The following is a 13,461-nucleotide window of genomic DNA, read 5'->3' on the forward strand; positions in this document are numbered from 1 at the left end:
TGTTCACGACACATTCTCTGACAACCAGACGAGCAGAAATTCCCGTCTGCTGGCAGAATTGCCCTTTGTTTGTCTTCACAATGCTCGTCGAGCCAGGAATTCCCCATGCAAATGACCACCGCCCTCTTGATCGTCAACCCGTGCGACGACGAAGAAGACAACATGGCCATGCTCTGCTGCCACAGCGATCAGGGCGATATGTTCCTGATGACCCGTTACCCGGACGAGGACGCACTGGACATCAGCCTCGGCGACGAGCCTTCGACGCTGGATGGCGTAAAAGTCACCCTCAGCCCTACCCGCCTGCTGATCGAAATCGCCGCCGCTGACGCCGATGCGCTCAATGGTGATGATTCGCTGGAAATCATTCACAGCACTGATGCGGCGGATTTGGCCGAAGTGGAAGAAACGCTGCAGAACATTCTCAAGGGGACTGGCACCTATATCAGCGAGCTTTGATGGTGTCTGGGCGGGCCCCATCGCGGGCAAGCCCGCTCCCACAGGGTTCAGCTGCGTTGCGCAGATCGCAAGCCCACCTTCAATACTGTGGGAGCGGGCTTGCCCGCGATGGCGTCCGTAAGAACACCGCAAACTATCTCTTCCCTACAAATTCCAAACAATTTTCCCAACCATTTCCCGCACTTTGCACAAAATGCCGTTAGTCGCCGCCCCCCGCGATAGATTAAAGTAACGCCCCCAGCCCTGGCGTTATACGAACGTCTTCGGTCACCCTTTCCAGGAACAGTCATCGATGGAACATCGTGAAGCGCTGCTAGCGCTGCGAACCTTTCTTTCAACGCAGATTCTCGGCCAGGAAAAACTCATCGAGCGCTTGCTCATCGCCTTGCTTGCCGACGGCCACATGCTGGTCGAGGGCGCTCCGGGCCTGGCCAAGACCAAGGCCATCAAAGAACTTGCCGAAGGCATCGAAGCCCAGTTCCATCGCATCCAGTTCACCCCCGACCTGCTGCCCGCCGACATCACCGGTACGGAAATCTATCGCCCGGAAACCGGCAGCTTCGTGTTCCAGCAAGGTCCGATCTTCCACAATCTGGTGCTGGCGGACGAAATCAACCGCGCCCCGGCCAAGGTTCAGTCAGCCCTGCTCGAAGCCATGGGCGAACGCCAGGTCAGCGTCGGGCGCAGCACGTATGAGCTTTCGCCGCTGTTTTTGGTGATGGCCACGCAAAACCCGATCGAGCAGGAAGGCACCTATCCACTGCCTGAAGCGCAGCTCGACCGCTTCCTGATGCACGTGAAAATTGGCTTCCCGGACGCCGCCGTCGAACGTCGGATCCTGCAACAGGCCCGTGGCGAAGCGCTGAACGGCGAAACCAAGCCCGAGCGCCGGGTCAGCCAGCAGGCGATCTTCGCCGCGCGCAAGGAAATCCTCGGTTTGTACATGGCCGACGCGGTGGAGGAATACCTGGTGCAACTGGTCATGGCCACACGCACCCCGGCCAAGTTCGACCCGGAGATGGCCGAGTGGATCGCCTATGGCGCCAGCCCGCGCGGCTCGATTGCCCTCGACCGCTGCGCCCGGGCCCACGCCTGGCTGGCCGGTCGCGACTTCGTCAGCCCGGAAGACATTCAAGCGGTGCTGTTCGACGTACTGCGCCACCGCATCATTCTTTCCTTTGAAGCCGAAGCCGCGGGCATCGACCAGGACCGGGTGGTCCAGCGGATTCTCGACGTCGTAGCCGTCGCTTGACCCCGATGAACGCCCTCCTGCCGCCCGAGCCGGGCATCCGTGTCAGCCTCGCCGAGCTGATCGAGATGCGCCATCGCGTGCGTGAAGTGCAACTGTTTTCCACACCGAGCCAGCGCAGCCCGCTGATCGGCTTGCACCACTCCAAACTGCGCGGACGCGGGGTGGACTTCGATCAGGTGCGGGTCTATCAGGCCGGCGATGACGTGCGAAGCATTGACTGGCGGGTTACCGCACGGACCCAGGAACCCCACACCAAGCTGTTCCATGAAGAGCGCGAGCGGCCGATTTTCATCATGGTCGAGCAAAGTCGCCGACTGTTTTTCGGCTCGGGGCTGATGTTCAAATCAGTGCTCGCCGCCCAGGCTGCGAGCCTCATCGGCTGGGCCGCACTGGGTCATAACGATCGGGTTGGCGGACTGGTGTTCGGCAACAACGAACACTATGAAATCAAGCCACGACGCAGCAAACAGAGCCTGCTGCAATTGCTCAACCGTCTGGTGCGGGTCAATCAGTCGCTGCACACGGAAAACGAGCCGGACCGGGACGCCTTCAACATTGCCCTGCGCCGCGCGCGGGAAGTCCTGCGTCCCGGCAGCCTGGTGATCATCATCTGCGACGAACGCACCTTGTCCGATGGCGCCGAGCAACAGCTGAGCCTGTTGTCACGGCATTGCGATCTGTTGCTGCTGCCAGTGTCCGATCCACTGGATCACGCCCTGCCCGCCGCCGGGCTTTTGCGCTTCGCCGAACGCGGTGCGCAACTGGAACTCGACACCCTGAATTTCGAGCTGCGCCAGACCTATCGCGCCCAGGCCGAAGCGCGCATCGCTCGTTGGGAATTGCTCGCGCAGAAGCTGCGGGTATTGCTGATGCCCCTGAGCACCCAGAGCGAGATGGTCGAGCAACTGCGCGAGTACCTGAACCCACAGAAACCGGGGAAAGGCCGATGAGCAGCCTCGATCAACTGCAACCGCTGATCTCCCCGCCACCGATCGAATTCTGGCCACCGGCACCGGGCTGGTGGTTGTTGCTGTTGTTACTGCCGCTCATCGGTTTCGGTCTGTGGAAGGCAAGGCACTTCTTTGCGAACAAACGCCCGATCGTGCGCGCCGAACAACCGCTGGACCCGGTGCGCCTCGCCGCGCTGGCAGAACTGGCGCGGATGCCCAAACCCTACGACGGCGCGCCGGCCGGTGCCTGGTTGCAGCAACTCAACGGTTTGCTCAAACGCCTGTGCCGCAACCATTACCCCTACAGCCAGAGCCATACCCTCAATGGGCGCAAATGGCTGGCATTCCTCGACAATCGTTGCCCGGCCGCCGGCCTGACCCGCTGGATGGTGCTGGTCGAAGGCGCCTACAAACCCGAATGCAAACTCGACGACAAGGCCATCGCCGGCCTGACGCAAGCGGTCGACACCTGGATTCGTAAACATGTTTGAGTTCGCCTGGCCGTGGATCTTTGCCCTGCTGCCGCTGCCCTGGCTGATGCGCATCGTGCTGCCTGTCGCCGACAGTGGCGAACCGGCACTCAAAGTCAGCTTCCTCGGCGACCTCGAAGGCCTGGTCCGCCGCCGCGCCCGGGCCAACCTGCCGGCCTGGCGCCAACAGGCACCGTTCATTCTGCTGTGGCTGTTGTTACTGATCGCCGCAGCGCGCCCGCAATGGCTCGGCGAACCGCTGCCCATCGCCGCCAGCGGTCGCGATCTGTTGGTAGCGGTCGACGTGTCCGGCTCGATGGATTTCCCCGACATGCAATGGCAGGGCGAAGACGTCAGTCGACTCACACTGGTTCAGCACTTGCTCGGCGACTTCCTTGAAAGTCGCGACGGCGATCGCGTCGGCCTGATCCTGTTCGGCAGCCAGGCGTATCTGCAAGCACCGCTGACGTTCGACCGGCACACCGTGCGCGTGTGGCTGGACGAAGCGCGGATCGGCATCGCCGGCAAGAACACCGCCATCGGCGATGCCATTGGCCTGGCCCTCAAACGCCTGCGCCAACGCCCGGCACAAAGTCGCGTACTGATTCTGGTCACCGACGGCGCCAACAACGGCGGCCAAATCGACCCGCTCACGGCTGCGCGGCTGGCGGCGAGCGAAGGCGTGAAAATCTACCCGATCGGTATCGGCGCCGATCCGGAGCAAAGCGGCACGGTGGGTTTCCTGGGGGTCAACCCGAGCCTCGACCTTGATGAGCCCTCCTTGATGGCGATCGCCGAAGCCACGGGCGGCCAGTATTTTCGCGCCCACGATGACAAGGAACTGCAAGCGATCAAGGACACCCTCGACCAACTGGAACCGGTGACCCAGCAACCGACCCAGGCTCGCCCGGCGCAGGCGTTGTACCACTGGCCTTTGGCGCTGGCGTTGCTGCTGAGCATGCTGTTGGTGGTTCGCGAGCGCTGGCCGGATAACCCGTTGCGGCGACTGTTCACCAAGGACCTTCTGCAAACGCAATTGCCCGACTGGCGCCAGCGGCTTAACCGCCTGCGTCTGCGGAGGCGCCGATGAGTGCACTCTGGCCGTACTTGTTCCGCCCCTGGTGGTTGCTGTTGTTGCCATTGCTGGGCTGGTTGCTCTGGCAACTCTGGCATCGGCAGAAACGCGCCGGGCGCTGGCAGATGATTCTGCCACCGGCCTTCCATGCGGCGTTGCTCAGTGGTGGCAACGGTCGCGACAGCAAATTGCCGTGGGTCATCCTGGGATGTGCCTGGGTGCTGACCGTTCTGGCGCTGCTCGGGCCGAGCTGGGAACGTGTCGAGCAACCCAGTCAGAAACCCGCCGACCCGCTGGTCGTGGTCCTCGAGCTGACCCCGGAAATGCTCGCCACCGACGTACCACCCAACCGGCTGGAACAGTCCCGGCGCAAGCTGTTCGACCTGCTGGAGAACCGCAGCGATGCCCAGACCGCAATTGTCGTCTACGCCGGCAGCGCTCACACGCTGGTGCCGCTGTCGGATGACCTGTCGACCAGCCGTAATTTGCTGGATGCCCTCAAACCTTCGCTGATGCCCCTGGCGGGACATCGCGCCGACCTGGCGGTGACCAAGGCCCTTGCCCTGCTGGCTCAGAGCGCCCTCGGTGACGGGCGGATCCTGCTGATCGGTTCGACCTTGACCGAACTGGAACGCCAGGGGATTCAGCAGGCGCTGGACGGCAAGTCGACACAATTTCTGATGCTCGGTATCGGCACTGCCGAAGGCGCGCCGATTACCCAGGAGGACGGCAGTTTTCTGAAGGACGACCAAGGCGCGATTCTGGTGCCGCATCTGGACGAGCCAAGCCTGAAAGCCTTTGCCAACGACCTCAACGGAAGCTATCGCCACGCGCGCCTGGACGATGCCGATTTGCGCGCACTCGGCTTGTTCGAGGAGCCACGCACGCTGCGCAACAACGGCCAGACCCTGCGCCTCGATACGTGGGCCGATCAGGGTTATTGGCTGTTGTTGCCGTTGCTGCTGCTCGCAGCGTGCGCCGGTCGTCGCGGCTGGTTGTTCTGCTTGCCACTGCTCTTGCTGCTGCCACAACCGAGTTATGCCTTCGACTTCAACGATTTGTGGCTGCGCCCCGACCAACAGGGTCTGGTCTTGCTGAAGCAGAAACGCCCGGCCGAGGCTGCGCAGCATTTCGAAGATCGACAATGGCAAGGCGTGGCGCTCTACGAGGCCGGCGACTACAGCGGCGCCGCCCAGCGGTTCGCCGAAGGCAGCGACGCCCACGCCCACTACAATCGTGGCAACGCCCTGGCCAAAAGCGGTGAGCTGGAAGCCGCGCTGGATGCCTATGAACAGGCGCTGGAGCGTCAACCGGATTTACGCCCGGCCCTGACCAACAAGGCGCTGGTGGAAAGTCTGCTCAAGCAGAAAAACACTCCACCGCCCGTTGCTCCAGACAAAAACGCCGAAAACCAGGCCGAGCCCCACACACAAGAACCGCCGCCGGGCGCGGCCACGCAACCGTCGGAGAATGGCGAACCGAAAACCGACGGCCAACAAACCACGACGGACTCCGACCAACAGAGCAAAACGCCGTCGAAACCCGGCACCAATGAAGTCCCTGGCAGCGAGCTGGGGAATGAAGACAGCACCCGACCACCGATGCGTCCGGCCAGCGACAGCATCGATGGTGAACAGCGCCAGGCGCTGGAGCAATGGCTGCGCAAGATCCCGGATGACCCGGGAGAATTGCTCAGACGCAAATTCTGGTACGAACAGCAACAACATCAGGATCAGGGAAAAACTCGATGACCCGCTTCACCACTTTCTTGCTCGCACTGCTGCTCTGGACTGCTCAGGCCCAGGCTGCGGGGCTGGTCGCCAGTGTGGATCGCAGTCGCCTGAACAGCGGCGAAACGATTGAACTGACCCTGGAATCCAACGACGTGACGCAGTTCGGCAAGCCTGATCTGGCACCGCTGGAGCCGCTGTTCGAAGTACGCGGCACCCGTCAGGTCAACCAGTTGACCACCCTGAATGGCGACAACCGTGCGACCACCCGCTGGATCATCACCCTGCTGCCTCGGCAGAACGGCAGCGTGGTAATTCCGCCACTGCAACTGGGTGACGTACAGAGCCAGCCAATCACCGTGCAAGTGGTCGAGACCGAAACCCAGGACAGCCCGGACAAACGGGCCCCGGTGTTCATCGACGCCAGCCTCGATCAAAACAGCGTGTACGTGCAAGCCCAGGCGATCCTGACCTTGCGCATCTACCATTCGGTGTCGCTGTACGACGACAGCAGCCTGCCCCCTTTGCAAATTCCCGATGTGCGCATCGAGCAACTGGGCGAAGCGCGCACCTACGAGAAAGACATCAATGGCCTGCGCCACGGCGTGATCGAGATGCGCTACGCGATCTACCCGCAACACAGCGGTGAGTTGGTCATTCCGCCGCAAATATTCAATGCCGCACTCGTGGACGCGCAACCCGCGAAGGACGCCGCCGCGCAGGCACCGAAATCCGGCAAATTGATGCGGGTCAGCTCCGCCGAGATTCTGCTGACGGTCAAGGCCAAACCCGTCACCTACCCTGCCGACATACCATGGCTGCCGGCCCGTAGCCTCAGCCTGAGCGAAAGCTGGAACCCGGAACCGGACCATGCGCTAGTGGGTGATTCGTTGACCCGCAGCCTGACGGTGAAGGCTGAAGGCCTGGACAGTTCGCAATTGCCGCCGCTGCCCGCTACCGACGTCAACGGTTTGCGGCGCTACCCGGATCAACCGGTGCTGGGCAACCAGAACAGCGAGCGCGGGCTGATCGGCAGTCGCGAAGACCGCGAAGCCCTGGTGCCGACACGTAGCGGCGCAATCGAGTTGCCAGCGGTTGAAGTGATCTGGTGGAACACCTTCGAGGACCACCTCGACCACAGCAGCCTGCCGGCCCGAACCCTGCCAGTGGCGAACAATCCGAGCCTGATGGTCGACACCCCGGCCGGCACACCTCAAGCCTTTTCCGCGGCCGACAACGAAGCCCTCTGGTGGTGGAAACTCAGCACCCTGATCCTGGCCTGCACCACCCTGCTGGGCTTCGGTCTCTGGTGGCGCGCCCGCTGGCAACCGGCGATCCTGCGCGCCGCGCAGACCGGCCCGAGCCCGCGCACCGTGCTCGACGATCTCAAGCGCGCCTGTCAGGCCAACGACTCCCACGCCACCCGCCAGGCCCTCGACGCCTGGGCCCGGCAACAACCGGAAACCCTGGCCGATATGGCGGCGCGTTTTGTGCCGTTGTCCGACGCCCTCGACGGCTTGAACGGCGCGCTCTACAGCGAAACCGGCCAGCATTGGCAAGGTGAAGACTTATGGCGGGCGATCAAGGCGATTCCGATTGCCGAGCGGGTTCAGGATCCGGTGGGCGACAGTGGCCTGCCGCCGCTGTACCCGAAATAACACTAAACCCTGTGGCGAGGGAGCTTGCTCCCGCTGGGGTGCGAAGCAGCCCCCTACGATATTTCTGACGCACCGAGTCGCCAGGATTTACGACTGCTGCGCAGCCGAGCGGGAGCAAGCTCCCTCGCCACAAGATCACATCCATCGCACGATCAGGCGTGTTTGCCAGTAAACTCCCTCCCCTTTAGCCGCCATCATTTTCCTCGCGGCCATCACCTTATTTCCTACGGAGTTCACCTTGCGTCTGTTTCACACCTCCGACTGGCACCTCGGGCAGAACCTGCACGGCCAGGAACGCGATTTCGAACACGCCTGCTTTCTCGAATGGCTGCTGCGCCAGCTAAAGCTGGACCAGCCAGACGTGCTTCTGATCGCCGGCGATATCTTCGACACGGTCAACCCGCCGGTCAAAGCCCAGGAACGTCTCTACGATTTCATCGTCAGTGCCCATGAACAACAGCCGAAGCTGACCATTGTGATGATCGCCGGCAACCACGATTCCGGTTCGCGCATTGAACTGCCCGCACCGCTGATGCGGCGTTTGCGCACCCACGCGTTGGGCCGTGTGCTGTGGCTGGATGATGGTCAACTCGACGCCGAGCGCTTGTTGCTGCCATTGCCGGATGCCAAGGGCAAAACCGTCGCCTGGTGCCTGGCGCTGCCGTTCTTGCGACCCGCCGAAGTGACCGGCGCGCACCTGGGCGACAACTACCTGCGCGGTATCGGCCAGGTTCACGAGTGGCTGATCGAAGCGGCCAATGCCAAGCGCAAGCCAGGTCAGGCGCTGATCGCCATCAGCCACGCGCACATGGCCGGCGGTTCGGTGTCGGAAGACTCCGAGCGCAGCCTGATCATCGGTAACGCCGAAGCGCTGCCCGCCAGCCTGTTCGGGCCGAGCATCAGTTACGTCGCCCTCGGCCACTTGCACAAGCCGCAGAAGGTCAATGGTGAAGAGCGCATCCGCTACTGCGGCTCGCCGATTCCGTTGTCGTTCTCCGAGATCGGCTATCAGCACCAGATTCTCGACATCCAACTGAAAGGCGAAACCCTGGTCAGCGTCGAACCCAAACTGATCCCCCGGGCGGTGAATCTGCAACGCATCGGTCCCGCGCCACTGGCGGACATCCTGCTGCAACTGGCCGACTTGCCGAACATCGACCTGCTGGCCGATATCCAGCACCAGCCATGGCTGGAAGTTCGGGTGCGTCTTGATGAGCCGCAACCCGACTTGCGTTATCAAGTAGAAACCGCCCTGCAAGGCAAAGCCGTGCGTCTGGTGCGGATCGCCGCTGAATACGCCGGCAACGGCAGCCGCGATGGCGTCGATGACGGCACGACCTTGATCGAACTCGACCAGCTCTCGCCTCAAGAACTGTTCAGCCGCGCCTGGCAGGACAACTACGGCAGCGAGGTCGACGAGCAAACCCTCAAGGACTTCGCCGAGCTGTTGCAAGACGTGCAGATGGAGAGCGAACAACCATGAAGATCCTCGCGATCCGCCTGAAAAACCTCGCCTCACTGGCCGGGCCTTTTGAAATCGACTTTACCGCTGAGCCGTTGGCCAGCGCCGGTCTGTTCGCGATCACCGGGCCGACCGGCGCCGGTAAAAGCACCTTGCTCGACGCCTTGTGCCTGGCGCTGTTCGGTGCTGTGCCTCGGCTGAGCAATGCCCAGGTGTCTGCCAAAGCGCCAGACGCCGACGGCGAGATCAGCACTGGCGACCCGCGCACGCTGCTGCGTCGCGGTACTGGTGAAGGTTATGCCGAAGTAGATTTCGTTGGCATCGATGGCCGTCGCTACCGCGCTCGCTGGGAAGCCAATCGCGCCCGCGAGAAGGCCGGCGGCAAGCTGCAAGCCAGCCGCCAGAGTTTGCGCGACATCGATCTGGATCAACTGCTGGCCAGTCAGAAAGTCGAATTCAAGACCCAGCTCGAATCCGTACTGGGCTTGAACTTTGAGCAATTCACTCGCGCGGTGCTGCTGGCTCAGAGCGAATTCAGTGCGTTCCTCAAGGCTAACGACAACGAACGTAGCGAACTGCTGGAAAAACTCACCGACACCGCGCTGTATACGCGCCTCGGTCGCCGGGCGTTCGACAAAACCAAAGAGGCTCGCGAAGCCCACAAGTTGCTGCAGGATCAGGCCACTGGTGTGACGCCGTTGTCGCCAGAAGCACGGGCAGAACTCGACGAACGCTTCAGCGAGGCTCAGCAACATCTCAAGACCCAGCAAGCGCAACTCAAGCAATTGGAACTGCAACACACCTGGCTCAAGGAATTGCGCCAGTTGCAGGACGAGCAGCAGAGCGCCACCGAACAGCTGCAATCGGCCCAGCAGCGCTGGGAAGGTCTGGCCGGCGAACGCTTGAAGCTGACTCGCCTGGAGCAACTGGCCCCGCAACGGCACCAGTTCGCCCGCAAGACCGAACTCACTGCCCGGCTCACACCGCTGGCCGCACAGATTCAGCAGCACACCCAACAGCAAACCGAACTGAATGAGCGCCAGGCGCAACTTGAACACAGCCTGAGCGCCGCGCAGACCGCACTGGTCGAAGCCCAAAGCCAACACACCACCAGCGCACCACTGCTGCGTCAGGCGTTTGAAGAGCAAAGCACCCTCGCCCGTCTGGTCAAGGATGCCGGCCTCAGCGCCGACCTCAAGCAGCAGGCGGAACTGGCCTGCACTCAGGGCCAGAACACGATTCAAGGCTTGCTGGACCAACAGAAACAGGTCGCCGAACGTTTGCAGCGGATTGCCGGGGAGCTTGAACAAAGCACCCCTCTGGCGCCTTTGAGCGATGCCTGGAACGCCTACCGTGATCGCCTGCAACAGCTGATGCTGATCGGCAATCGCCTGAACAAGGGCCAGCTTGAACTGGCCGCCCTGGAACAGAGCGCCGCTCGCGCTGCCGAGGACCTGTCCACTCAGCGCCAGAGCCTTGAAGTGCTGTACAAGGAGGCCGGCGCCGAACCGGAAGCGGTGGCCGAGCAGATTCAGATTCTCGGTAGCCTGCTACAAGACAACCGCAAGCAGCAGCGGGCCTTTGAAGAGTTGACGCGCCTGTGGGCCAGCCAGCAGGAGTTGGACAAGCGCGCGTCCGAGCTCCAGCAACGTCAGCTGACCGCTCAGCAAGAACGAGAACGTCTGACCCAGGACGGGGTGAAAGCCAAGAACGAATTGGTCGTTGCCGAACAGACCCTGACCGTCACCCGCGAACTGCTGGAACGCCAGCGTCTGGCCCGCAGCGCCAGCGTCGAAGAACTGCGCGAGCAGTTGCAGGACGATCAGCCGTGCCCGGTCTGTGGCAGCCCCGACCATCCCTATCATCAACCCGAAGCCCTGCTGCAAAGCCTCGGTCGACATGATGAAAGCGAACAGGCCAACGCCCAGAAAGCCGTCGACCTGCTGAAAGAAACGCTCACTGACCTGCGCGCTGAAGTGGGCGGCGTGATTGCGCAGCAAAAGGAGTTGCTGCAACAGCAAGAACACCTCGCGACCCAGCAGCAGAGCCTGACGCCTAGCCTTGAGGCACATCCGTTATCTGCGCAACTGCTCACGCAGGATGCGGCTAAACGCGATGCCTGGCTGGTGCAGCAAAACAACCAGTTGAACCAAAGCATCACTCAGGATGAACAACGGCAGACCGCCCTGCTCACCCTGCAACAGGACGCCGCACGCCTTCAACAGCAACTGCGTAGCGCTGAAACGGCGAGCCAGCAAGCTGCCCAACACCTGGCCAACCAGCAACGTGAGTTGAACAGCGATCGCCAGCGACTTGACGAGGAGTTGACGGCGTTCAGCACCCTGCTCCCGGCCGATACGCTGCAAGCCTTGCGCAACGAACCGGCTGCGACTTTCATGCAATTGGACCGGCAGATCAGTCAGCGCCTGGAACAACTCGATCAGCAACGCGATGAACTCAGCGAACAGCAACAGCGGCAGCAGACGCTGGAAAAAGAACAGGACCGCCAACTTACTCGCCTCCAGCAGTTGGAAACGGCCCGCCAGCAGTTCACCGCCCTCGCCGACCAACAACAGGCCTGCCAGCAAAAACTCACACAATTGCTCGGCAAACACGCCAGCGCCGAGCAGTGGCAGCAGCAACTGGATCAAGCCGTCGAACAGGCACGCAATGCTGAGGCGACGGCCAATCAGGAACTGCAAACGGTGCGTACGCGGCTGGTGCAACTGGGCGCCGAACTCAAGGCCCAGCAGGAACGCTCGCAGGCACTGGAAACCGAAGATCGCGAGTTGAGCGGCAAGATTGCCGACTGGCGCGCCTTGCATCCGGAGCTGGATGACGGTGGTCTGGAAGATCTGCTGAGTATCGACGACCAGCAGGTCAGCGAACTGCGTCAGCAATTGCAGCAAAGCGAAAAAGCCATCGAACAGACTAAGGTTCTGCTACAGGAACGCGATCAGCGTCTGCTCAATCATCAAGCACAGCACAACGGCAATCTCGACGCCGAACAGCTGGCGACAGCGCTTGCCGAATTGCAAAACCTGTTCACCGCCAGCGAACACCGCTGCGCCGAACTGCGTGCCGAACAGGCCGAGGATCAGCGCCGGCAAAACGCCAATCAGGCCCTCGCGCAGCAGATCGCCGACGCCTACACCGAATACCAGCGCTGGGCACGTTTGAATGCACTGATCGGTTCGGCCACGGGCGACACTTTCCGTAAGATCGCCCAGGCCTACAACCTCGACCTGCTGGTGCATCACGCCAACGTTCAGTTGCGGCAACTGGTGCGACGCTATCGCCTCAAACGTGGCGGCAGCATGCTCGGGTTGTTGGTGATGGACACCGAAATGGGAGATGAACTGCGTTCGGTGCATTCGTTGTCCGGCGGCGAGACGTTCCTGGTGTCACTGGCCCTGGCGCTCGGTTTGGCGTCCATGGCATCGAGCACGCTGAAGATCGAATCATTGTTCATCGACGAAGGCTTCGGCAGCCTTGATCCGGAATCCCTGCAACTGGCCATGGACGCGCTCGACGGTTTGCAAGCCCAGGGACGTAAAGTCGCGGTGATCTCGCACGTGCAGGAAATGCATGAACGGATTCCGGTGCAGATTCAGGTCCGCCGTCAGGGCAACGGCCTGAGTACGCTGGAGGTGAAATGAATACGCTGTATTCCTTCCGCCGCTGCCCCTACGCGATGCGGGCGCGCATGGCCCTGCGCTACTCCGGCGTTGCGGTGAATATTGTCGAGGTCAGCCTGAAGGCCAAACCTGCCGAAATGCTGGCGCTGTCGAGCAAAGGCACGGTGCCGGTGCTGAGCGTCGACGGTCAGGTGATCGATGAAAGTCTGGCGATCATGCACTGGGCCCTGGCGCAAAGCGATCCGCAGGATTGGTTGCTCAAGGATGATCCTGTCGGGCAGCAACTCATCGCCGCGCTGATCGAAGAAAACGATCAGGTGTTCAAGATGCACCTGAATCGCTACAAGTACGCCGAGCGATACCCCGAACAGCCAATGGCGTTTTATCGCGTCGAGGGCGAGGTGTTTTTGCGCAGGCTTGATGAGTTGCTGGAGGGACGCGACTACTTGCTGGCCGAGCATCCGAGTCTGGCGGATGTGGCACTGATGCCGTTCGTACGGCAGTTCGCCCATGTGGATCGCGAGTGGTTCGGGCAGACGCCCTATCTGCGTTTGCAGGCCTGGTTGCAGCAGTTTCTGGAGTCGGATTTGTTTATTGGTGTGATGCAAAAACAAGAAAATACATAAATAAATTGTGGCGAGGGAGCTTGCTCCCGTTCGGCTGCGAAGCAGTCGTGAATCGGCGGATAGAGTATTCCTGAAGAGCCAAGGTTGCAGGTTTTGGGGCCGCTTCGCAGCCCAGCGGGAGCAAGCTCCCTCGCCACAATG

General features: G+C 61.8%; 10 protein-coding genes. All 10 read left to right on the plus strand.

Translation table 11 applies throughout. From position 1 onward, the window contains the following. The first annotated feature begins 105 nt into the window (after positions 1 to 105). Positions 106 to 459, plus strand: coding sequence for a hypothetical protein (locus QF010_RS14420; protein WP_033054675.1), 354 nt, complete (start codon positions 106 to 108; stop codon positions 457 to 459). Between the two features lie 292 nt (positions 460 to 751). Further along, on the plus strand, positions 752 to 1,711 hold the full coding sequence (locus QF010_RS14425; RefSeq protein WP_008150800.1) for an AAA family ATPase: 960 nt from the start codon (positions 752 to 754) through the stop codon (positions 1,709 to 1,711). Positions 1,712 to 1,716: 5 nt separating this feature from the next. After that, positions 1,717 to 2,661: a DUF58 domain-containing protein gene (locus tag QF010_RS14430; RefSeq protein WP_033054674.1), complete on the plus strand. Its 945-nt coding sequence runs from the start codon at positions 1,717 to 1,719 to the stop codon at positions 2,659 to 2,661. Further along, on the plus strand, positions 2,658 to 3,152 hold the full coding sequence (locus QF010_RS14435; RefSeq protein ID WP_033054673.1) for a DUF4381 domain-containing protein: 495 nt from the start codon (positions 2,658 to 2,660) through the stop codon (positions 3,150 to 3,152). Before QF010_RS14430 ends, QF010_RS14435 begins: the two co-directional genes overlap by 4 nt. Next, entirely contained in the window at positions 3,145 to 4,221 is a 1,077-nt protein-coding gene (locus QF010_RS14440) for a vWA domain-containing protein (protein ID WP_033054670.1), read from the plus strand. The genes QF010_RS14435 and QF010_RS14440 overlap by 8 nt, the downstream gene beginning before the upstream one ends. Next, positions 4,218 to 5,957, plus strand: coding sequence for a tetratricopeptide repeat protein (locus QF010_RS14445; RefSeq protein ID WP_429533368.1), 1,740 nt, complete (start codon positions 4,218 to 4,220; stop codon positions 5,955 to 5,957). The genes QF010_RS14440 and QF010_RS14445 overlap by 4 nt, the downstream gene beginning before the upstream one ends. Further along, complete coding sequence (locus QF010_RS14450) at positions 5,954 to 7,594, plus strand: BatD family protein (RefSeq protein WP_429533369.1); 1,641 nt, start codon at positions 5,954 to 5,956, stop codon at positions 7,592 to 7,594. The genes QF010_RS14445 and QF010_RS14450 overlap by 4 nt, the downstream gene beginning before the upstream one ends. Before the next feature lie 238 nt (positions 7,595 to 7,832). Beyond that, on the plus strand, positions 7,833 to 9,077 hold the full coding sequence (locus QF010_RS14455; RefSeq protein WP_429533370.1) for an exonuclease SbcCD subunit D C-terminal domain-containing protein: 1,245 nt from the start codon (positions 7,833 to 7,835) through the stop codon (positions 9,075 to 9,077). Then, the gene (locus QF010_RS14460) at positions 9,074 to 12,715 is read left to right on the plus strand and encodes an AAA family ATPase (protein ID WP_429533371.1); all 3,642 of its coding nucleotides are present in this window, start codon (positions 9,074 to 9,076) and stop codon (positions 12,713 to 12,715) included. Before QF010_RS14455 ends, QF010_RS14460 begins: the two co-directional genes overlap by 4 nt. Further along, entirely contained in the window at positions 12,712 to 13,320 is a 609-nt protein-coding gene (locus QF010_RS14465; RefSeq protein ID WP_429533372.1) for a glutathione S-transferase, read from the plus strand. Before QF010_RS14460 ends, QF010_RS14465 begins: the two co-directional genes overlap by 4 nt. The last annotated feature ends 141 nt before the right edge of the window (positions 13,321 to 13,461 follow it).

Source organism: Pseudomonas silensiensis, assembly GCF_050434865.1.
In the GTDB taxonomy this organism is placed as follows: domain Bacteria; phylum Pseudomonadota; class Gammaproteobacteria; order Pseudomonadales; family Pseudomonadaceae; genus Aquipseudomonas; species Aquipseudomonas fluorescens_W.